Consider the following 20,608-nt stretch of genomic DNA (forward strand, 5'->3'; position numbering starts at 1 on the left):
TTTCAAATATACGAACCAAAAATACTGTTTCGGCAAGGCGAATGGCGATTAATTAGTAGTCGCTATACACTTGCCGAATTTTTTTAATATGACAGTGCCTAGTCCATCTAATAAAATTTTTACGCTAAATTTAGTTGATTTGTAAAATTCCTTATAGCTTTAAGGCCAATAATAAAACATCTAATAAAAATCAACATGCGCATGGCAATGAATAATCTGTTGGCAAAAGCTGCACTTAGTTTATCTGTAGTAGCACTTTTAGCCAGCTGTAAAGGAGAGGGGGCAAAAGATAAAAAGGCAGATAAGCCAGCCAAAGACAGTGTAGCCCAAGTATTAACACCAGGATCCTCTATCAAACTGGATCCAGCCAAGAAGTATATATATATAACCTGGGATGATGGTCCTCAGCCTCCCGGAACCACAAATTGCGAAGAGGTCTTCAGAGAAGAAGGGATTAAGGCTACTTTTTTTATGGTGGGCATGCATCAGTTTAGTCCATCCAGAGAAAGAATTGTAGATACCATCCGCAATAGCTATCCCCAGTTTCTGTTAGCTAACCATAGTCATTCTCATGGTTTTAGAGATCATTATAAAGAATTCTACGCACATCCGGACAGTGCAATGCAGGATATTTATCAGGCAGAAAAAGAGCTGAAGGTACCGGTCAAGATTGTGCGACTGCCGGGGATGAATTCCTGGGTGGAAAATGGAAAAATCAAAGGCCCGCAATCTTCATTGGAAGTCTGTAAACGTTTAGGCAGTGCCGGTTACAACGCTGTCGGCTGGGATTTGGAATGGCGTTTTGGTAAACGTTCTGTACCTATTCAAGGGGCCGAACAAATGGCACAGGAAGTAAATGATATGTTCGCCAATCAAAATACTTATGCGGCCAACTCTGTAGTTATTCTGGCTCATGACAGAATGTTCAGAGATCAATATAAAGATAGCCTGCGTAAATTTATTCAGATTTTGAAACAGAATCCTGATTATGTCTTTGAAACAATTGACCATTATCCGTTAATTCAGAAAGGTAAATAGGGATATCCGGTCGAATTCATCAGGATATCTTAAAAAGGTAAAGGGGTGGTTATTGATAACTTCAATAACCACCCCTTTACCTTACTCGTTAGACCCAGTAATTGGGGATGAAGGTTGGTTTGATAAAAGGAATTTGATTAAGTAATGAAATAATTACTGTTTTGGCCATTTTTCCTTTGAAAGACTAGGTCTCATTTAATAAAGGCCATTTTTTCTTATATAATAAAGACGCTTATTCTTTGGGCAGAATAAGAAGAAATATTGATTTCCTTCATCAAAATATAAATAACTATAGTAGTTATCTTGATTGGATAATTCAGTGGTAAATTTTTTGAGCCATTGTTCTTTAGACTTTGAAAGCACTTCCAATAATGATTTATTTAATTTCGCGGATAGTGAATCTGTGGGGCATTTAGTCCATTTGCCAATTATTGTATTCGAGTCAATTTGGTGTTTTTCCCATTTTTGATGGATTCGCGGAAAGGCGCTACTTATTATGACATCATCAAAATGATAAAGATAAATGTCATAATAATCGCCGTGTGTTGAGAGGCCAATTAAGTCTTCACTTTTGGTTTTATGATATTTTCCATTAAATCCTTTAAAAATTTCTTTTGCCTGGCCGGATGTTAGCGGATCATATGTGGTCTCATTCCAAATCAAAAAGACCCCAAGTAATACAATGATTATTGCAAGTATTAAGAATAATATTTTTCTCATTTAGGGAAATGAATGTTTGACTTCATTCAATAAATAGCATCATAACAAAGTTAATCATTTATCTTTATTTGATAATATTCATTTCTGTAAGCCACTGCTCACACAGCACGGTCCATAGATTGGTGGAACCCGGATTATTTCTAAGTCCAATACTATGCCCGCCTTGTGGAAAGGCATGGAAACTGACCGGTATTTTATGTTTCAGTAGTGCCTCATAGTATAAAAGGCTGTTCATGGGATTTACGGTTTTATCATTCACCGCATCTGTAATAAAACAGGGGGGCGTCTGGTCTGTTACTTGTAATTCTGGAGAGAATAAACGTTTCAGGCTATCAGTTGGGTTTTCTCCTAATAGATTTTTTTTACTTCCCAAATGCGCATAGGAGGTAAACATGTCTATGACAGCTGAGACCAGGATGGTAAAATTAGGCCTGAATGAATAGCGGTCTAGTGAATCCTTGCACCGGGAGACATCCAGGCTAAGTACGCTGGCACAGGCGGCTAGATGACCACCTGCAGAGCATCCCATGATTCCAATCTTTTCCGGATTAAGATGCCATTCAGCGGCGTGTGACCTTATATGACGAATGGCTCTTTGGGCATCCATGAGGGGCGCTATTTCCCTGTGTATTAGATCCGGGGAATTGGGTAATCTGTAATTCAATACAAAGGCTGAAATGCCCATCGTGTTAAACCATTTTGCCAGTTGGAGTCCGCTGCTTACGTAAGATAAGTGGTTGTATCCGCCTCCAGGACAGATGACGACCCCGGCCTGTTTATTTTCCGCTGCCCCTGGGAAAAAGGCAAAAATACCAGGAGTCATTACCCGGTAATAACGTTCATTATAGAGGCTATCCTTTATGGGAAGGTGTCTGGAGTTGGGAACGCTTGTTTTCGGCCATATGGGTAAAAAATCCTGTGCGCTGGCACTGGAAAAAATAAAGGATAAGGCAAAAAGACTGAAAACTATAAATGTATTAATAGGGAGCTTGGATGCCATCGTAAATGATTTATAAATGATTAAACAGAATCTGTTATTTGTCTGAATAAAGATCATTCAGAAATGTGTTCACGGCATTCACTACATCAGGGAACCAGGGGCGGTACAGGCAAAAAGAATGTGGTGTATTAGGGAACTCTATTATTTTCACTTTAACCTTTTGCTGATCCATCAGCTTTTTAAAATCATCCCTTCCGGCATGCATTCTGGCAAGTGAACTGTTTAAAAATAAAAAAGGCACGCTGTTATTGTTTGCATAGGTGAGGGGAGAGGCGGCTTTCCACAGATCCAGTCTTTCTGTTCTTGGATATCCCAGCCACCAGGCAGAAGCGCCTATTTTATCCGGATGCTGCGTCTCAGAGGCCTCAGGATGTACAAAAGATAAAGTACCATCAATGTCCAGGACGGCGTTTACTCGGCTTGAGTGTCCCTCATTACCCTCATCGCCTTCAAATTTTTGGATTCCATTGGTCATGCCGATAAAGGCTGCCAGCTCACCACCTGCGGAAAAACCCATGACACTGATTTTATTGGTGTCAATATTAAATTGCCTGTTTTGAGCACGGAGCCACCGGATAGCTGCTTTGAGGTCGTAAATGGCCGCCGGGAAAAAGGCTTCAGTAGATAAACGGTATTGAACGGTAAAACAGGCGTACCCCCTGGCTGCCAGATGTTGGGCAAGCGGTATATGCTGAGAAGGGCTGCCGGATCTCCATCCGCCGCCATGAATAATTAAAATGGCCGGAGTCTTCTTTAAAGCTGAGGTCTTTTTCGGTTGTGGTAAAAATGCATCTATATGTAGATTCCTTTGATTGGCCGTCGCATAGACCAGATTGCGCTTTTCTATTACATTTTTAAAACTGGAGTCGGGTACCAGCTCGATAAACGGGTAATGCTTTAAGTTCTTCTTATAATCAGATAAGCTGTTGTAGGAAGTGTCAGTAGTACCGGTCAGCCATTCTATATGCTGTCCTGGCTGAGTGGTGTCTTTTAAGCGGAGCGGTTGAGCAGTACAGCTATTTATAATGGAAAGTAAAATGACGGGTAGAGAAACCGGGAGCTGTATCAGGCGCCTTAACGAGATAGACTTCCTGCAATATCCGGACAGATAACTTTGTTGCTGGTCTGCTTTTATGAACATGATCCCCTTGTTTATAATAACCGCCTGAAACAACTAGCGGACTTATGATTGTTAGAATAATTGAAAAGCTGATCTATCTAATTTAAACCTTTTTATGTCTGCAGGGGTATAATTTTTAAAAAGACAATAATTAAGGCATAAAATAGATAATATCCGCAAGGATTAAGGATAATTTCTTGATGCGACAGCCCTTGCTTTAAGTGCGCGTTTGTTATTTAATGGACCGGGTTGAAGCTCACTTTTCCTTCAAGATAACCGATTTTTTCCCGATATTCAGATCGTACTGAACGCCGCATTTTAAGGTTATATTGGCTGGCTGATGCCCTACGGGGATATGGAAGGCAACAGGCAGTCCCTGGGGGATAACATCTTTTATAATCTGTTCCATTGATTTGCCGAAGGGTTGGGTGGTATCTTTGGTGGTGGAGAAATCGCCCACTAATAGTGCTGCTATTTTGTCCATCCAGCCGGCTCTTTTTAGCTGCCATAAAAAACGGTCGATGGTATAAAAATGTTCTCCTACATCTTCAATAAAGAGGATTTTACCTTTTACGTCAGGTTCGGACGGACTGCCGACGCTATGCGCCAATAGGCAAAGATTGCCCCCGATTAACTCACCGGTTACATGACCTGTATTATTGTCCGGCTGGGGAGAAAATTTATACTGGCTAAGGCTGCCTTTTAGCGCCTTTTGTAAGTAAAGTAAATAGCTGGTGTCTTCGCTTTTCATAAAAGCAGCCGCCATGGGAGCGTGCAGAGAGGAAATTTTGACGCGGCGGTTTAAATGCAGATGTAGTAAGGTGATGTCACTAAATCCGATAATCCACTTGGGGTGTTTTTTGAATTTTTTAAAATCCAGTTGGTCGATAATTCTACTCATGCCGTATCCGCCTCTGGCACAGAGGATGGCTTTTACATCCGGGTTGTCCAGGGCCCGCTGCATGGCCTCTGTACGCTCCAGGTCAGAGCCTGCAAAATAATTACCTCTGTATACTCCTACCGTCTCGGGATCAACCATCACCTGATAGCCCCACTGTTGCAGCGTCTGCAAACAATCCGTGATTTTCCCCGGATCCAAATAACCGGAAGGGCCTATCATGGCAATAAGGTCATTTTTTTTTAGTGCGGCCGGTTGAACAGGTTTGCTAGGCATGAGTTATAGTGTTGATGGTGTCAAAGATTTTGCTATTGGAATTTGATAGATGCATCAGGATTCAATTAAGGTGGTGCCCACAGTGGTGACTTCCAGGCGGTGGGGGACCCCACATTTAAGGGCATAATTCTCTACGATATGGCCCACCGGAAAGTCAAACGTTACCGGATAATCATATGCCTTTACTTTTTCCATGACCAGTTCGTAAATAGATTTATTCATTTCATCATTCGGGTCACGCTGAGGGGTACGAATCATAGCGCCAATGATTAATCCTTTTAAATGTCTGAGCTGATCGGTTCTGGCAAGATTCCAAAGCATTCTGTCCATATTATACAGATATTCATGTGTCTCTTCCAAAAAGAGAATCTTGCCGGCAGCCTGCAGCGCAGAGCGCGTCCCTGATAAGTTTTCAATAGTGCGCATATTACCGCCAATTAATTCCCCTTCCGCCCGTCCGGTTCGGTTCATCGGATTTTTAAGGCTCTGGTAACTCATTTTTTTTGTATTCATCAGGGCGTCCCTGATGGAATTAATGGTCGCCTGCTGCTCGGGTGTTGCGCTGGACCAGTTATCGGGAAAGCTATTACACATTTTGGAATGCAGGGTGGCCAAATGGTAATTATGAGCAATGTGGATATGAAAAACGGTGGCATCACTGAAGCCGATGATCCATTTAGGATGATGGTTCAGGCTGGAAAAGTCAATCTGGTCAATGATCCGAACGGCGCCATATCCGCCCCGGGCACATAAAATAGCCTTGATAGAAGGGTCATCCAGCATCTGTTGAAAATCTGCCGCCCGTTGCTGGTCGGTTCCTCCAAAGGTGCCGTCTTTAAGACCTATGGTCTGGCCGGTTTTAAAGGTTAAGCCCCAGGATTTGATCTGATTTATGGCAGGCAGTAATTCTTTATACTGAATATGTCCGGAGGGGCTGGCGATACCTATACAGTCTCCTTTTTGCAGATAAGGCGGGATTTTTGAGTCAGCGCTTAGCCACTTATCTGGTTGATCCATATTCGAGGGCCTGCCTGCCAGTACTGCCTTATTATTAAGTAAGGACAGCGGCAGTAAGGCCCCCGCCGTCTTGATAAATTTCGATCTATCCATAATGAATCATGATATTAAATGTATTGCACTCAGGAAGTGAAGGTAGTGAAAATATAAATGAGCGCTTGCCTATACTTGATAAAAGATTAATTATCAATGCAAAGTGGTCTTTAAGTATTTATTCTTACAAATGTTTGTTTTAATTTAAAATGCATTTACGCAAATTTGCGTATCTTTCGCCATCCAACTGAGAACTCCAAATTTTCTAGTATTAATAATGAGTAAACAAGCTACTATTAAAGAAATCGCCAAAAAACTTGGCGTCTCCATATCAACGGTCTCCAGGGCCCTGCATGATCACCCCAGTATAGGGCTCAGAACAAAAATGCGGGTCCAGGAAGTTGCCAAAGAGTTAAATTATGAGCCTAACCAGGCGGCGATTCAGTTTAAAATGGGCAAAACATTTACCCTCGGCGTTATTTTGCCTGAGCTGACAGAGAATTTTTTCTCTCAGGCTATCAGTGGGATAGAGGATGTTGCCTTTGAGAATAATTATAACGTCCTGTTTGGTCAGAGCCATGATGATGTTGAAAAAGAGAAGCAGATAGTGGCCACTTTTATTAAAAACAGAATTGACGGGCTGTTGGTCTCCTTGTCAAAATCTACCAGAAACATCGAGCATTTTCAGAAACTGGCCAATTTTAATATTCCGGTCGTATTTTTTGATCGTGTCCCCAAGGAAGAGGATTGTTATACGGTTTCCTGTGATCTGTTTAAGAGTTCGGTAAAAATTGTAGATTTCCTGTGGGAGCAGGGGCATCGCCATATTGCCTTGTTAAAGGGCCCTCAGACTTTAACGGCGACCAATGAAAGAATGCGTGGTTTCATGGAAGGGCTGAGCCGTAAGCGTGCAAAAACAGATCCGTCTTTATTTTCATCTTCGGATCTGACCAAAGAAAGCAGCTGGGGTGCCATGAAAGATATTCTAAGTCAGAAGAACAGGCCCACCGCTGTCATCGCCTTTAATGATTATGTGGCTCTGGATGCCATGCAATATGTGAAACGACATACGGATTTGGTGATCAATAAGGATATCTGCTTTGTCAGTTATTCAAATCTGCCGATGCGTACCTACCTGGACACACCACCTTTGGTATCCATTGAACAATTTCCTTATGAACAGGGGCGCAAAGCCACAGAAATGCTGATGGCTATTTTAAATGGAGAAGAATTAGAGAACCGGCAAATTGTCCTGGATGGTGAGTTGATCGCTCTTACCGAGGAATAGCCGGCTGAACTTTCAAAATATTAAATAAACAGGGGGCCCCCAAAGGCCCCCTAATTTGTCTAATAATACCTGTCAGGATAGTGGACGGTTCTGAAGCGCAATGCCTGCGCCTGCCAGAGATCGTTTGGTGTCCGCCATAACCCCTGAACGGACGGAACCGGCCTGGCTCAGATCTGCGATCCAGAACTGGATTTTAATGATAACGGAATAATCTCCGAACTGTTCAATGGAAATAGAGGGCTTGGGCTGTTGCTGTACATTTTTATTTGCTGTCAGGACGTTTTCAATAATTGCAAACACTTCATCCAAATCCGCGGCATAAGCGACTCCTATGGTAAATTCCGCGCGCTTGCGTCTGTCCTGCAGGGTCCAGTTGATCAGCTGTTCACTTAAAAGATTACCATTAGGGATAATGATATCAGCACCTTCGGAATTACTTAGTTTACTGGAGCGGACACCGATCTCTTTAACCGTACCGGAACGGCCACTGATTTCTATCTGGTCTCCCACCTGAATAGGACGTTCAAAAGCCAGGATAATACCGGATACCAGGTTGTTGGCAATGTTTTGAAGGCCAAAGCCGATACCCACACCCAGGGCGCCGAGCATTACGGAGAGCTTATCCAGCGGAATGCCGGCGATGGCCACTGCAATCAGAAAACCAAATACCCAGATGATTAACCTGAACAGTAAGACCATGGAATTCACGGAACTCCGTTCTCCACTGGAGAGTACCTTCTCACTGTCAAAGAAGAATTTAATGGCCCTGGATATGATGGAAGAGATAAATATGATAAAGAAAAAGATGATCACGCTTCCAAGGGTAAAACTGTATTGGCCGATAACCCTTGGATGATTAAGAAAATGTCCCAGGCCTCCAAACAATAAATCATTGACCATGAAGTTTCTTGAAATAGCTACCAGCCAGATAAGGATGGCCACAAAAAGAAAATTCCGTTTATAGCGTGTATGCTGCTTTTCAAAGTTAATAAATGCGGAAAACCGGCTTGCATGATAGGCTTCTGATTGAAGGTAAATACACTGTAAAAAGATTGAACAAAGAATGATAAGAGAAATGCCTAAATACATACTCTCCAAGGCGGCACCGCCAAATATTTTGGTGATATTCACCCGGCCGGTGAGATTAAAAAACAGCGATAGTATACTCAGGGCGATGGAAAATATGCTAAGTGTTTTAAGAATGCCGGAATTGCTTAAATCCCCAGCCAGCCATTGAGCTCTGATCAGCATCAAAAGACAGATAAGGACTAAAAAAAGACCTGCTGCCAGTAATAACCATCTTTCCGCATAGGTGGAATCTATTAATAAATCTTCCAGCGCATAAAATAGCCATAACAGGCAAAAGCCAGCCCAGAGCCATTTACCCTTTTTGGTGATAAAGGGAATGATTAAATAAGTCAGGGTAATCAGCCGCAACAATTCAAAGAAATGGAGTGCCTGCGTAGTGGGATCACCAAATAATAAGGGGGCATAGACGAAGTAGGCGAGCAGGTTCGCCGCAATCACACTTCTTTTTAAATAAGGAGCATTATTTAAGATGCGGTCCTTGTCCGGGCTCTTTTTAATGCGGCGCAGGTTCAGCAGCGCCCAGCTGGTCAGTATAATTAATATCAGAAAACTTAAGGTAATCATATTGACTTTAGAACTGAAAAATATCTTTAACGTCAGCGTTGTCCTGGAAAGGGCACTGGACACCGCCTCAAAATAGCCCTTAGTGAATGTATCAGGGCTTGTTTTAAAAAGAGGCTTTTCTTCTGCGGTCCAGATATTTACTTTTTTATTAATGGCTAAAAAAGTCATATCTGAACTAAGATCCTTTGCCTGTAAAATACAAAGAGAAATTCTGCTTCTCCATAAATTAACGGTAGCCATTGTCCTTTCCTGGAGGTTGTTTAATGATTTGGCCTCAGACAATAGTTCGTTTACCTGGTTATTTAAAGCAGAATCCGGCACTTTAATGGTCAGGGCAGGATCGTTCAGTATTTTCTGTATTTCTTTATTGCTTTTGGTCAGCCGGTCGCCATATTCTGTCATCAGCTCCTGATAGGTCTTCAGCTTACCAGACACTTCGCCCAGCAAAATGACCATCGTATTGAGGCTATTGAGATTGAGTGTTTTACTGGTTTTTTCGAATTTCTTTTTAAAAGCGCCTAATTTCTCCTCGATGGGCGGGATTTGTTCCTGAACTGGCCCCAGGTCATAGTTCATCTTCATGGAGAAACTGCTGCGATCCACCATAAAATTGTAGGTTTCTACCTTATTGACCAGATAGGGAACGATCGTATCGCTGAGCGATTGGATTTTTACCTTTTTAAATTGCAGATTGCCTTTTTTCTGGGCCTGTGTGTTACAGAGCAGTACCATAAACGACAAGGCCATAAGAGACAACGCCCGCATATAGCGTTTGGTTACTATGAAAGACATGATGGGTTATTAAGGTGGTTATTTGCTGAGTGAATGGATCCTGGTAAAACGGTGCGTGAAGGCTGTTTGTAATGACGCCTATGTCTGCTTTTCCTTATTCAATAAAAAGGAAGCCGCAGGCAGGGTCGGTTCTTGTCGTCATTTAAATTAAATCCAGCTATTAAGCATCCGTTATATTCATAAAGGGCTTTTTCTTTTGAAATATCTGTATTTTTACAATATGTATGCCAAATGAGTCAGCAAATGTAGATATAAATATAAAAAGGACACTTAAAAAGTGCCCTTTAATCCGGTTTCCATAAATGATATTCATTTATGCTGATTGTCAATCCGTTGAGTCTTACAGGATTCTTAGTTTGGCATAGTTCAGCATGATTTTCTTTTCGCCGTTTGTTTTAAAGTCAACAGTGGCGATGCGGTTATGGGCAGCGCCTTCCATCTTAATGACCGTTCCGAACCCGAATTTTAGATGTTCCACTTCCATGCCTTCTGTAAGTCCGGTGGTATCGCTGGGCACAAAATCGCCTTTGGGCACATGCACCTGAACTTTTTGCTGGGGAGGTGCCTGCGTAGGCAGTACGGTACTTTTATAAGGCTGTTGTTTTTTAGCAGGAGGGGGGCCGTATTTTCTGGCGGCTGCCGCGGCGTCATTTTGGGAGCCGAAGCCGGAACCCCTGGAAAAGCCGCCTGCGCCAAATCCGCCGCCAAAATGTTGATCACCTCGGCCAAATCCGCTACCTGTGCCTCCCGAAAAACTACGGTCGATATAATCTTTAGGCAACTCCTCCAAAAAACGACTGGCATCATTGGCCACCACATTGCCGAAGCGGTATCTGCTGTTGGCATGCGTCAGCCATAGTTTTTCTTTGGCTCTGGTAATGGCCACATAAAAAAGCCGGCGTTCTTCTTCCAGCTCCTCCCTGGTATTGATGCTAAGACCGCTGGGGAATATCGTTTCTTCCACGCCTCCCACAAATACAACCGGGAACTCCAGGCCTTTGGCCGCATGGATGGTCATTAATTTGACCACGTCGGCGTCTTCCTTGTCATTATCGGCGTCCGTTAACAGCGTAATTTGTTGTAAATACAGTCCGAGGGTGGTGGCATTTTGCAGTGTCTGATCGGTGATACCCTCCTGAACGGTGCCTTCTTCGTCAATCTGAGAAAGATTTTCCTGCTGGTCTGTCCATTCCTTAATGGAGTTGAGCAGTTCCTGCACGTTTTCATAACGCGCCAGACCTTCCACGGTTTTGTCATTAAAGAGCTCTTTGACCAGACCGGTATGTTTACCTACTTCAAAGGCAATTTCATAGGCATTTTTATGAGTCTGCAGACTCTGGAAGTACTGCATCATCGTGATGAACTTGCGGATGGCCTCCAATGCGGCACCTTTAAGTCCTGTTTCCGGTGCCCGCAAAATGACATCCCAGAGCGTCATATTGTGTTGATTGGCAATCGTCTGGAGTCTTTCCATGGACGTCTTGCCGATGCCTCTGACGGGATAATTGATAATTCTTTTTAAAGCTTCCTCGTCCCGGGTATTGGCAATGACCCGTAAGTAGGCTATATAATCCTTTACCTCTTTACGCTGATAGAAGCTAAGGCCGCCGTATATTTTATAGGCGATGCCACCCCTTCTTAAGTTTTCTTCATAGGCCCTGCTTTGGGCATTGGTCCGGTATAAGATAGCAAAGTCATGGTTGTGATAGTGGTCACGGAGTTTCAGCTCCTGAATCATGGTCGACACATATTTCCCTTCCTCGTTATCTGTCATGGTCGCCACCACCTTAATCTTATCCCCCTGATCCTTATCTGTCCACAGATCCTTCGGTATCTGGCCTTTATTTTGGCGGATGACCGTATTGGCCACTTCAATGATGTTTTTGGAACTGCGGTAGTTCTGCTCCAGTTTTACCACTTTGACATCGTCATAATCCTTTTGGAATTGGAGGATATTTTCAATAGTAGCTCCCCGAAAGCTATAAATACTCTGAGCGTCATCACCCACCACGCAAATATTCTCATGTGCGGCTGCCAGTAATTTGGTAATCTGATACTGGACCGCATTGGTATCCTGATATTCGTCAATGAGTACATATCGGAATTTATGCTGGTACTTCAGCAGCACCTCGGGAAAAGTATTCAGGAGCTCATACATTTTCAGTAGTAGATCGTCAAAATCCATGGCGCCGTTCTTAAAGCACTGATCTGCATAGCGTTTGTAGATTTTGCCGATAGCCGGCCGGTTGGTACGCTGGTCTTCCTGCTGCAGGTAATAATCCTCCTGATACTGTAGTGGTCCGATCAGTGAGCTTTTTGCCTGGGAAATCCTGCCCAGGACGACATTGGGCTTATACTGTTTTTCGTCCAGCTCCATTTCTTTAACGATGGATTTGATAACGCTTTTAGAATCGTCCGAGTCGTAAATGGTAAAACTGTTCGGGTAGCCCAGTCTATGGGCTTCGCCTCTCAGTATTCTGGCAAATACACTGTGAAAGGTTCCGATATACAGGTTGCGGGCTTCATTATTGCCCAGCATTTTTTCGATACGCTCTTTCATTTCGGCGGCTGCCTTATTGGTAAAGGTCAGGGCGAGTATATTAAAAGCGTCCACACCTTTTGCCATTAAATGAGCAATCCGGGTAGTCAGTACTTTGGTCTTACCGCTACCGGCACCGGCTACAATCATCAGAGGCCCGTTAATGTGTGTGGCTGCTTCGTATTGTCTGTCGTTGAGTCCTTTTAAATAATCTTGCATAGGGCGTGCAAGATACAAAAAGATCGGCAGCCTGCCTTGAACCGCAGTGGGTTCACACACGCAATCCGGCCAATATTTATACACATGAAAAAAAATGATAAATACTGCTTTGTCTGGAAGTCAGAAAGGAGGAAAGGGTTGTCTTATATTATTTAAAATCAGTAAACTATGTATTTATTAAAATTGAAGTTTATTATAGGCCGGTTTTAAGCAATCGTCAAATAGCGGTGAATTTTAATAGGAACCATCTTATTGGATTTCTACCGGGAATTTACGGGTTTTAATCTCCCGCCAATCCGTGATGCAGGTAAGTCAGAGCGGCACCTGCATGGCTGGCGTTTTAAAAAGCCTGCCCGGGTAAGGACGTTTCCCCGTTAAAGGCAGGCCGTTTTTGTAAAACTGAAAAAGCGTAAAGTCATAATAACTGCTGGCGGATGGTAAGCGTCTTAGTTGAAAGAAAGTTTTTCTACGGTAAATTTAAGATACTCGGGAAGACGCGTTGTGGATACTTTGCCATCTTTGGATTTTGATTGGCTCGCTCTGATGTGAATGACATGATCCTTTAATTCATATTTATACGTTGAGATCAGCTCAACGATCTCTTCAGGCGTAAAAACATCTTTATAGATGGGGAATTCTGCTACCTCCGTTATTTTATACATGGCTGTGTAAAAGGCATAATTGGCCGGGTATAGTCCGATGGTTTTCCCTTTATACCTGAGTACCCAAAAATATACCGGAATGCCCGTTCCATCAGCAGCCACATGAATCGTTGTTTTATTAATGGCAGGATAGCCCATAAAAGAGCCTGGTGCCAGATAATGGTGCTTTGGGATCTTAACGGCCTTCCCCGAAGCTTCGCTGTCAGTAGATTGCGCAATGGCAGTCAGGGTGCTTAAAGTCAATAAACAAAATAAAAATCTTCTTTTATTCATTTTTACGGCTGTTTTAAATTGAAAAATGCTTCCCACACAGTCGTGTGGGAAGCGGGCATCCATTTTTACTCATCACTTTCATCAGTACTTGCTTTAAGGGAAATCTCAACGATGCCGTCATCCATGTTTTCAATATTTTTATCCGTAAATATGCTCTTGGAGGATTTCTCTACCGCTGTGAGCAGATTTTCTGTGCTGCCTTTATGGGCTACATAAATTTTAGAGACGCCTTCACCACTATATTTTATTTTGGTTTCAGTGACGTCCTTACAGGCCTTTACGTTTTCGTTCAGGGTTTTGAGTTTAGCCAGCGTGATGCCCTCGATGCTAAATAAAGTATTGAAGTCACCCAGATCTTCTTTCTTTGTCGCCTTGGCACCTTTTTTCTTCTTAAAAAGGCCGCCTATTTTTTTAATGGTCGCCCCGGCAGCAGAAGCAGACTCCACTGCATTGTCAACGGAGGTGCTGGCGTGATTGACTTTATAATTGGCTTTATCAATGGCACTTTGTGCATGGGCCGCCGCGAGACCCAGAAAAAAACAGCCAAAAACCATAACGGCAATGATAATGTTTTTCATATTTTGAATTTTTGTTGGATAATCTTATGTGAGCGTAGTAGATACCGGAATGAACAAGTCTGATCAGAAATTATAGGTGGCAGCTGCCGTTAGTGTCTTGCCGGTTCCCTTACCTTCTTTTTTAAGCGCTCCATCTACATAAATCTGAACCGTGAGTTCAGAAGAAGCGCTAAGGCCGTCAGCGGTTGCCCCGATGACGGCTACAATGGTACCTGCTGGAGCTGTTATTTCTTCACTGGTCCAGGTGGTGCCACTTAAACTTGTTTTACTGGTCATGTTATTATCTGGCCCATATCCATAGGTGACACTCTCCAGTTCCACATCCGAAGAGCCAATGGCTTTAAAAACCAGTTTATGTGATTTTGAAGGAGAACTATTATCTTTGTCTTTACTGCAGGAGAATAGAAGAGCAGTACTCATAAGCAGTAAACTTGCCAGTACTAAGGTTTTAAAAGAGAAAAGATTTTGTGTTTTGTTTTTCATAAAATAAGGTTTTGTTGTAATTTTCCATACAAAGATATTTTGCCTACTATAGATTCACAATGCCAAGAAATGAGGGATTATTTCTACCTAGTTTTAGGTATTTTGGGCAGGGCATCAGAAAATTTTAATGATAAGCGGTAAATTGCTTTTAAAAGTTGACCTGGATGAAATACCTTACTCCTTTGTTTTCCTTGCTGGTGATTTTCTTGTTTAAAGCAAGCGCGCAGGTAATTGATCTGGATCAAAAGGGATATGAAGATAGTCTCAGCGCAAAGCTTGGCCAGCCATTGTCTGATAGCGAAAGAGCCGTTGTTAATTTTTATTTATCTAATTATTGGTCGGAAAAAGATACACTTAAATCCAAAAATTATTTGCAGGCTGGCAGAAAGTTAATGGGAAGTAACCGGTTTTTATCAGCGCTTTATCAATTTTACCGGGCAGGCCTTATTTTTGATAAAGATATTCAGTTAAGCCAGTCTCTTTATCTGCGAACGGATAGTCTGTTGGCAGGATATACCACCACGGAAGCTTACACTTTTCGTTCCAGACTCTGGAGCAATATCGCAGTGCTGAAACAATACCAGGATGATAAGCAGGGGTATATGGATCTTCAGTTAAATAAATCGCTGCCTTACGCCAAATTGTCAAAAAATCCATTACAGCTGGCGCTGGTTTACTCAAACATAGGGTTGATGTTTAATAATCTGGACGAATTTAAAAAGGCCCAACACTATGACTCCTTAGCGCTTACTGCCCTGCAGGATGTAAAGCGCAAAGCCAATATTAATAGCGTAGGTATTTTACGCAATGTGATCCGAAACCGCTTGTTTCAGGGGGACTTACCCGGGGCAAAACAAATACTGAACAGCTTATATAAGGTGGTAGCTCCCTATCCGGATAATATTAACTTTCTGGATTATTATGAATTGGCCGGAGCGTATTATTGCGACATAAAAGACTATGATACTGCGATACACTTGTTGGATAAGGGGATCCGGCTGGCGGATAAGCTCGGTCAGGGATTTTTGAAAATCAGCATCCAGTTTCAAAAGTACCGGGTCTATGCCTTCCAGAAGGATTATAAGAAGGCACTGGCTTTGCTGTTGGAGATTTTAAAATTTACAGATGTATCCCTGGCTGGCAACCGGGTCATTCTTTTTAAAGAAATTGCCAATACCTATGAGAAACTGGGAGACTATAAAAATGGAATGATCTGGTTAAGAAAGATGGCTGAGTTAAGTGATAGTCTTTCTGAGGCCAACGTCACTAATAATATCAATGAACTGGAGGCTAAATATCAGAGTTCAGAAAAAGAAAAGAAGATTTTTGCATTAAAGAGCCAGCAGAGCAAAGCTGCTTTAATCCAGGAAAAACAACAGGCTGCTAATCGGTTATTATTGCTGGGTTGTCTTTTTTTGCTGGCTGTCGTGGGAGGCGCTGTTTTTTATTACCGAAAGCTTACTGGTCAAAAAGAGATAAACCATGCACAGAAACTAAAAGAAATTGAACAGCTGCATGAGTTAGGCGTGGCGCAGGCGATGCTGGAGGCGGAAGAAAGGGAGCGTAACAGAGTAGCCAGGGAGTTGCATGACGGACTAGGAGGGATGCTTGCCGGTGTAAAATTAAATTTATCGGTAATGGAAATGGGAAATGAAGGGTTAGAATCCAAAAATGAGAATCAGGTGCATATGGAAGAGAATATGGAACAGACCTTAAATAAAGTGATCGGGCAACTGGATAGTTCTATTTCGGAGCTCAGGCGCATTGCCCGCAATATGATGCCGGAATCTTTACTTAGATTAGGTCTTGAGAAGGCGCTTAAAGATCTGTGTGATTATTACTGCAGCCCGAAATGTCAGGTGCATTTCCAGGGAATGGATATCGCTAAGGATATGCCTATTGTGAATCAGGTATATATCTACCGGATTATCCAGGAATTGGTTTCCAACGCAGTCAGACACGGCGCTGCAAAATCCATATTTGTACAGTGTAGTCAAAATAACGAACTTTTTTTAATTACCGTAGAGGATGACGGCAAGGGATTTGATACAGGGATTTTAGCGCAACAAAAAGGTCTTGGCTGGCATAATATCCAAACCAGGGTCGCCTTTTTGAAAGGTAAATTGGATATTCACTCAGAAATGGGACAAGGAACCACCGTAAATATTGAACTCAATGGCTATACAGGATAACCGGATAAAGATTGCATTTGTAGATGATCATCCCCTGATTACACAGGGGCTGAAGACACTTCTTGAAAGAGATGATCAGTTGGATATTGTAGGTCTTTTTGACAACGGCGCATCCTTTCTGGAATTTATAGTTGGTCATGAAGTCGATGTAGTGCTGCTGGATATAGGCCTGCCCGATATAAACGGAATGGAACTGTGTAAACAGATTAAAACAGAGAATCCCGGTGTTGTCATTATTTTATTGAGTAATCATACGGAGCGTAGCATTATTTTGCAGACCATGCAAAACGGGGCCAATGGCTATTTGCTTAAAAATGCCTCCTTGCCTAAATTAAAAGAAGCTATTTTTAAAGCCATTGCCGGCCAGATTGTATACAGTGAGGAAGTGAGTCAGATTCTAAGTCAACCTTCCCAAAAGCAGTTACAGGGGATCCCTAAGTTAACCAAAAGGGAAATGGAGATTCTGCAGTTCATTGCAGAGGGTAAAACCAGCGGGCAGATTGCGGCAGAATTATATCTGAGCGTGCTGACGGTGGATACGCACCGCAAGAACCTGATGCAGAAGCTGGAAGTAAAAAATGCTGCAGAGCTGATCCGGGCAGCTGTGCAGCATCAACTATTAAGTTAAATAAAGGCTTATGGGCTTTGCTGATCAACAGCGGGAAGACCGGTTTATGGCGTAGCGTCCGTTTCTACTGTAACAACGGTCTGTTTATTGGCGTCAGCAGGCATGTCTGTTTTGATTTTTTCGCTGCCTTTTGTGGTTGAGGTACCGTTTTGCTTTTTAGCCGTTTTGCCGGCTTTGCTTTTGCGATTGGCAAAATAACTGGCAACCGCTCTGGCCGTGCCGGCAAAACTTAACTGACTCAAAACCGCAGCCAGTCCCTTTTTAAATCCTCCGCCTTTTTTACCTGCGACAAAGGCGGCAATCAGTCCGCTGACAATAGTCTGAGCGGTCTCGAATGCCTTTTGCGCGGGTGTGTCTTTTTTAAATAAGGGGATAAAGGAACCCAGGGAAGCTTTTACGGCCTCTTTCGGTATTTTTTTAAAATCTTCCCCCAATTCATGTTCCCGTTCCCGGATCCTTCTTTTTAAGGTACGAATTTCCTGGTCAATGTCCTCCAGGCTATTGATATGCGACAAATCCACTTTTTGATTGCGTAAATTAATCATCGTCTTCCTTTTTGTCTAGTATGATGTCGATAATACCACTGATTACCTTTCTCATTAATTTTTTTCTAAATACGATAGAAAAAATAAAGGTCAGGATAAACAGCAGGGTCACAATACCAAAACCAGCATAATAAGAATCAAGCAGGTGGCCCAGATAGAACCCCAGCATGATACTTAAAAAAAGTACAATAAAACCGGAAAGAAGAGCAAGAAAGGCCATGCCGACCATCTGAACGATAAGGGTCGATATTTTTTTGACCGATTTAAGCCTGAGCAGCAGTAACCGGTCATCAATATAGCCCTCTACCTTATTTCTGTACTCCTTAAAAAAATTAGGGTTTTGTTGTTCCATAGATGCGTTTTTTTAGGAGAATATCTCCTCCAGATCATATAGGTCTTCATCTTTTTTATTGCTGCTTTTTAAATCAGCAATAAAATCCCGTCCTTTATTGGTCCATTTCTCCAGTTTTTCATCAAAATTTTCCAGACCTGTTTTCAGATCGTCGGTTGCCTCTCTGACAACATTTTTAAAATTCTGAATAACCGTCTGCCCTTTGTCGCCATTTAAAAAGCTAGTAACGATAGCGCCGGCTGCAGCGCCTAATAAAAAACCTGACAAAAATTTCTGATTATTCTTCATAAAGTAATATGTTTTTAAGTAATTGGCATTCAGTATAAAACAAGTTTCATACCAATTGTGAATTTACTTACATTCTGTCAGATGGCAAAATTAAAACAGCCGTTCTTTTAAGGGAACGGCTGTTTTTTATGCTTTCTTTCAAGTTGTTGATTAGTAGGCCCATTTAATATAGGTGGCTCCCCAGGTGAATCCACCGCCAAAGGCGGCAAGAACCAGTTTATCACCTTTTTTCAGCTGTTTTTCGTACTCCCAGAGACAAATAGGAATGGTACCTGCTGTGGTATTGCCATATTTGTGGATATTAATCATCACTTTTTCCTTAGGCAGGTTTATCCTTTCCCTGGTAGCATCAATGATTCTTAAATTAGCCTGATGAGGTACCAGCCAGGCAATATCGTCGCCTGTCAGGTGATTTTTTTCCAGCAGTTCCTGACTGATATCTGCCATCCCGGTCACCGCAAACTTAAATACATGCTTGCCTTCCTGGTAAATATAATGTTCTTTGGCAGCGACAGTCTCAATGGAGGCAGGGCGAAGTGAGCCGCCGGCTTTCATGTGCAGGTGTTTGGCGCCGGAGCCATCAGAGCGAAGCAGGCTATCCATTACACCCACCTCTTCTGTAGTGGGTTCCAGCAGTACGGCGCCTGCTCCATCACCAAAGATGATACAGGTGGTTCTGTCCGTATAATCTACAATCGCGCTCATTTTATCTACGCCGACTACGATGACTTTCTTGTTTTTACCACTCTCAACCAAAGAAGCACCCAGGTTCAAAGCGTATAAGAATCCGCTGCAGGCGGCACTGATATCAAAACCATAGGCATTGACAGCGCCGATTTTATCCCCAATCAGATTGGCGGTAGAAGGGAAAATCATATCCGGCGTTACGGTCGCACAGATAATACAGTCAATATCTTTCGGATCCAGTTGTTTTTTATTAAGAATTTCCCGGATCGCTTCAACAGCCATATCGCTGCTGGCTTTGGTGGGGTCTTTAAGGATTCTTCTTTCTTTGATGCCGGTTCTGGTGGTTATCCATTCATCTGTTGTGTCTATGATCTTTTCCAGATCCTGATTGGTGAGTTTATCCTCGGGGACATACCCTCCTACAGCGGTAATTGCGGCGCGTAGTGTACTCATGAATGTTGCTTATTTCGAATAAATTTTTCTAAAATCTTTAAAAATGAATGGTCAAAAGTATCTCAAAATCCTGATATGTGAAAATCTGCGAGAGAGGACTTTGATATGTGTGAAAAATATCATATGATTAAAATCTTTCTTTTGTATTAATTTTGGACAACATTAATAGACAAAACATAATAAAATAAGTGTAATGATCGCATATCTGAAGGGCAAATTCGTTAATAAGACCCCCGCTAGTTTGATTTTAGATGTTCAAGGAGTAGGATATGATTTACAAATCAGCTTAAATACCTATTCGGCCATCAGTCAATTAGACGAAGGACTCTTATATACGCATTTACAGATTACGGAAACAGCACATACGTTATACGGTTTTGCGGATATCAATGAGAAAATGCTTTTTTTACAATTGATATCCGTGTCCGGAGTGGGCGCCTCTACCGCCAGAATGATGCTTTCCGGCATGAAACCTGAGGAAATTATCCGGGCAATTGTACAAAACAGTGCCGTTGAATTGGAGAAAATTAAAGGCATTGGCAAAAAAACAGCCCAGCGACTTACCCTGGAACTGAAAGATAAATTAAGTAAGATGCATGATAATCAGGTGACCGCCGGCGTCACCCCTGTTGGCAGAACACTGGAAGCCGACGCGCAGGATGCGCTTATAGCCCTGGGTATCAGTAAACAAATGGCAGAAAATGCCATCCGCAAAACATTAAAGGCCACCTCGGAAGAAACCCCGAACCTGGAGACCCTCATTAAATTATCACTAAAGAACCTCTAGTCGGCTGCGAGCACCTGTTTTTAAAGGACTTATCCATTAAAAAATAACTCCCTTATTTTCAAGTTAAATTATACTTTAAAGTCTAAA

19 protein-coding genes are annotated in these 20,608 nt (G+C 42.4%); 5 read left to right on the top strand and 14 right to left on the bottom strand.

Annotated elements, in window-relative coordinates:
• Positions 1 to 201: 201 nt before the first annotated feature.
• The gene (locus tag BLU80_RS11970) at positions 202 to 1,038 is read left to right on the top strand and encodes a polysaccharide deacetylase family protein (RefSeq protein WP_170831225.1); all 837 of its coding nucleotides are present in this window, start codon (positions 202 to 204) and stop codon (positions 1,036 to 1,038) included.
• A 195-nt stretch (positions 1,039 to 1,233) separates the two neighbouring features.
• Here BLU80_RS11970 and BLU80_RS11975 read toward each other — a convergent pair whose 3' ends face one another.
• The 5 genes from BLU80_RS11975 to BLU80_RS11995 form a co-directional block, all read right to left on the bottom strand.
• Entirely contained in the window at positions 1,234 to 1,758 is a 525-nt protein-coding gene (locus BLU80_RS11975) for a hypothetical protein (protein WP_091398555.1), read from the bottom strand.
• Positions 1,759 to 1,822: 64 nt separating this feature from the next.
• Entirely contained in the window at positions 1,823 to 2,758 is a 936-nt protein-coding gene (locus tag BLU80_RS11980) for an alpha/beta hydrolase (protein ID WP_091398558.1), read from the bottom strand.
• 34 nt (positions 2,759 to 2,792) lie between these two features.
• Positions 2,793 to 3,899: an alpha/beta hydrolase gene (locus BLU80_RS11985; protein ID WP_091398561.1), complete on the bottom strand. Its 1,107-nt coding sequence runs from the start codon at positions 3,897 to 3,899 to the stop codon at positions 2,793 to 2,795.
• 235 nt (positions 3,900 to 4,134) lie between these two features.
• Positions 4,135 to 5,052 carry a S66 peptidase family protein gene (locus BLU80_RS11990; RefSeq protein ID WP_091398565.1) on the bottom strand — a complete coding sequence of 306 codons (918 nt, stop codon included), beginning with the start codon at positions 5,050 to 5,052 and terminating at the stop codon, positions 4,135 to 4,137.
• 54 nt (positions 5,053 to 5,106) lie between these two features.
• The gene (locus BLU80_RS11995; RefSeq protein WP_091398569.1) at positions 5,107 to 6,162 is read right to left on the bottom strand and encodes a S66 peptidase family protein; all 1,056 of its coding nucleotides are present in this window, start codon (positions 6,160 to 6,162) and stop codon (positions 5,107 to 5,109) included.
• 217 nt (positions 6,163 to 6,379) lie between these two features.
• Here BLU80_RS11995 and BLU80_RS12000 point away from each other — a divergent pair, with 217 nt between their 5' ends.
• Positions 6,380 to 7,390 (top strand): LacI family DNA-binding transcriptional regulator, encoded by a 1,011-nt coding sequence (locus BLU80_RS12000; RefSeq protein ID WP_091398572.1) that lies wholly within the window; start codon positions 6,380 to 6,382, stop codon positions 7,388 to 7,390.
• 72 nt (positions 7,391 to 7,462) lie between these two features.
• Here BLU80_RS12000 and BLU80_RS12005 read toward each other — a convergent pair whose 3' ends face one another.
• The 5 genes from BLU80_RS12005 to BLU80_RS12025 all read right to left on the bottom strand — a co-directional run bounded on the left by BLU80_RS12005 (position 7,463) and on the right by BLU80_RS12025 (position 14,589).
• Complete coding sequence (locus tag BLU80_RS12005) at positions 7,463 to 9,835, bottom strand: mechanosensitive ion channel family protein (protein ID WP_091398576.1); 2,373 nt, start codon at positions 9,833 to 9,835, stop codon at positions 7,463 to 7,465.
• A 340-nt stretch (positions 9,836 to 10,175) separates the two neighbouring features.
• Entirely contained in the window at positions 10,176 to 12,593 is a 2,418-nt protein-coding gene (locus BLU80_RS12010; protein ID WP_091398784.1) for an ATP-dependent helicase, read from the bottom strand.
• Positions 12,594 to 13,039: 446 nt separating this feature from the next.
• A complete protein-coding gene (locus BLU80_RS12015) occupies positions 13,040 to 13,528 on the bottom strand; it encodes a hypothetical protein (protein WP_139188143.1) in 489 nt (162 codons plus the stop codon).
• Positions 13,529 to 13,593: 65 nt separating this feature from the next.
• Positions 13,594 to 14,106 (bottom strand): hypothetical protein, encoded by a 513-nt coding sequence (locus tag BLU80_RS12020; RefSeq protein WP_091398583.1) that lies wholly within the window; start codon positions 14,104 to 14,106, stop codon positions 13,594 to 13,596.
• A gap of 63 nt (positions 14,107 to 14,169) precedes the next feature.
• Positions 14,170 to 14,589: a hypothetical protein gene (locus BLU80_RS12025; protein ID WP_091398586.1), complete on the bottom strand. Its 420-nt coding sequence runs from the start codon at positions 14,587 to 14,589 to the stop codon at positions 14,170 to 14,172.
• Between the two features lie 164 nt (positions 14,590 to 14,753).
• Here BLU80_RS12025 and BLU80_RS12030 point away from each other — a divergent pair, with 164 nt between their 5' ends.
• Together BLU80_RS12030 and BLU80_RS12035 are read left to right on the top strand one after the other, a co-directional pair.
• On the top strand, positions 14,754 to 16,781 hold the full coding sequence (locus BLU80_RS12030) for a tetratricopeptide repeat-containing sensor histidine kinase (RefSeq protein WP_091398590.1): 2,028 nt from the start codon (positions 14,754 to 14,756) through the stop codon (positions 16,779 to 16,781).
• The gene (locus BLU80_RS12035; RefSeq protein WP_170831226.1) at positions 16,765 to 17,409 is read left to right on the top strand and encodes a response regulator; all 645 of its coding nucleotides are present in this window, start codon (positions 16,765 to 16,767) and stop codon (positions 17,407 to 17,409) included. Before BLU80_RS12030 ends, BLU80_RS12035 begins: the two co-directional genes overlap by 17 nt.
• 44 nt (positions 17,410 to 17,453) lie before the next feature.
• On the opposite strand, the gene BLU80_RS12040 is transcribed toward BLU80_RS12035, so the two are convergent.
• The 4 genes from BLU80_RS12040 to BLU80_RS12055 form a co-directional block, all read right to left on the bottom strand.
• Positions 17,454 to 17,954 (bottom strand): hypothetical protein, encoded by a 501-nt coding sequence (locus BLU80_RS12040; RefSeq protein ID WP_091398593.1) that lies wholly within the window; start codon positions 17,952 to 17,954, stop codon positions 17,454 to 17,456.
• A complete protein-coding gene (locus BLU80_RS12045) occupies positions 17,947 to 18,306 on the bottom strand; it encodes a hypothetical protein (protein WP_091398598.1) in 360 nt (119 codons plus the stop codon). Before BLU80_RS12045 ends, BLU80_RS12040 begins: the two co-directional genes overlap by 8 nt.
• 12 nt (positions 18,307 to 18,318) lie before the next feature.
• Positions 18,319 to 18,594 carry a YtxH domain-containing protein gene (locus BLU80_RS12050; RefSeq protein WP_091398602.1) on the bottom strand — a complete coding sequence of 92 codons (276 nt, stop codon included), beginning with the start codon at positions 18,592 to 18,594 and terminating at the stop codon, positions 18,319 to 18,321.
• A 150-nt stretch (positions 18,595 to 18,744) separates the two neighbouring features.
• Positions 18,745 to 19,734, bottom strand: a complete 990-nt coding sequence (locus tag BLU80_RS12055; RefSeq protein ID WP_091398606.1) for a beta-ketoacyl-ACP synthase III — start codon at positions 19,732 to 19,734, stop codon at positions 18,745 to 18,747.
• A gap of 193 nt (positions 19,735 to 19,927) precedes the next feature.
• Here BLU80_RS12055 and ruvA point away from each other — a divergent pair, with 193 nt between their 5' ends.
• Positions 19,928 to 20,521, top strand: coding sequence for a Holliday junction branch migration protein RuvA (gene ruvA / locus BLU80_RS12060; RefSeq protein WP_091398609.1), 594 nt, complete (start codon positions 19,928 to 19,930; stop codon positions 20,519 to 20,521).
• Positions 20,522 to 20,608: the final 87 nt, after the last annotated feature.

This window comes from Arachidicoccus rhizosphaerae (assembly GCF_900107765.1).
Lineage (GTDB): Bacteria > Bacteroidota > Bacteroidia > Chitinophagales > Chitinophagaceae > Arachidicoccus > Arachidicoccus rhizosphaerae.

Coding starts and splice junctions, on each gene's coding strand:
- BLU80_RS11970 (WP_170831225.1), top strand. CDS start 202: ATGGCAATGAATAATCTGTTGGCAAAAGCTGCACTTAGTTTATCTGTA.
- BLU80_RS11975 (WP_091398555.1), bottom strand. CDS start 1,758: ATGAGAAAAATATTATTCTTAATACTTGCAATAATCATTGTATTACTT.
- BLU80_RS11980 (WP_091398558.1), bottom strand. CDS start 2,758: ATGGCATCCAAGCTCCCTATTAATACATTTATAGTTTTCAGTCTTTTT.
- BLU80_RS11985 (WP_091398561.1), bottom strand. CDS start 3,899: ATGTTCATAAAAGCAGACCAGCAACAAAGTTATCTGTCCGGATATTGC.
- BLU80_RS11990 (WP_091398565.1), bottom strand. CDS start 5,052: ATGCCTAGCAAACCTGTTCAACCGGCCGCACTAAAAAAAAATGACCTT.
- BLU80_RS11995 (WP_091398569.1), bottom strand. CDS start 6,162: ATGGATAGATCGAAATTTATCAAGACGGCGGGGGCCTTACTGCCGCTG.
- BLU80_RS12000 (WP_091398572.1), top strand. CDS start 6,380: ATGAGTAAACAAGCTACTATTAAAGAAATCGCCAAAAAACTTGGCGTC.
- BLU80_RS12005 (WP_091398576.1), bottom strand. CDS start 9,835: ATGTCTTTCATAGTAACCAAACGCTATATGCGGGCGTTGTCTCTTATG.
- BLU80_RS12010 (WP_091398784.1), bottom strand. CDS start 12,593: ATGCAAGATTATTTAAAAGGACTCAACGACAGACAATACGAAGCAGCC.
- BLU80_RS12015 (WP_139188143.1), bottom strand. CDS start 13,528: ATGAATAAAAGAAGATTTTTATTTTGTTTATTGACTTTAAGCACCCTG.
- BLU80_RS12020 (WP_091398583.1), bottom strand. CDS start 14,106: ATGAAAAACATTATCATTGCCGTTATGGTTTTTGGCTGTTTTTTTCTG.
- BLU80_RS12025 (WP_091398586.1), bottom strand. CDS start 14,589: ATGAAAAACAAAACACAAAATCTTTTCTCTTTTAAAACCTTAGTACTG.
- BLU80_RS12030 (WP_091398590.1), top strand. CDS start 14,754: ATGAAATACCTTACTCCTTTGTTTTCCTTGCTGGTGATTTTCTTGTTT.
- BLU80_RS12035 (WP_170831226.1), top strand. CDS start 16,765: ATGGCTATACAGGATAACCGGATAAAGATTGCATTTGTAGATGATCAT.
- BLU80_RS12040 (WP_091398593.1), bottom strand. CDS start 17,954: ATGATTAATTTACGCAATCAAAAAGTGGATTTGTCGCATATCAATAGC.
- BLU80_RS12045 (WP_091398598.1), bottom strand. CDS start 18,306: ATGGAACAACAAAACCCTAATTTTTTTAAGGAGTACAGAAATAAGGTA.
- BLU80_RS12050 (WP_091398602.1), bottom strand. CDS start 18,594: ATGAAGAATAATCAGAAATTTTTGTCAGGTTTTTTATTAGGCGCTGCA.
- BLU80_RS12055 (WP_091398606.1), bottom strand. CDS start 19,734: ATGAGTACACTACGCGCCGCAATTACCGCTGTAGGAGGGTATGTCCCC.
- ruvA (WP_091398609.1), top strand. CDS start 19,928: ATGATCGCATATCTGAAGGGCAAATTCGTTAATAAGACCCCCGCTAGT.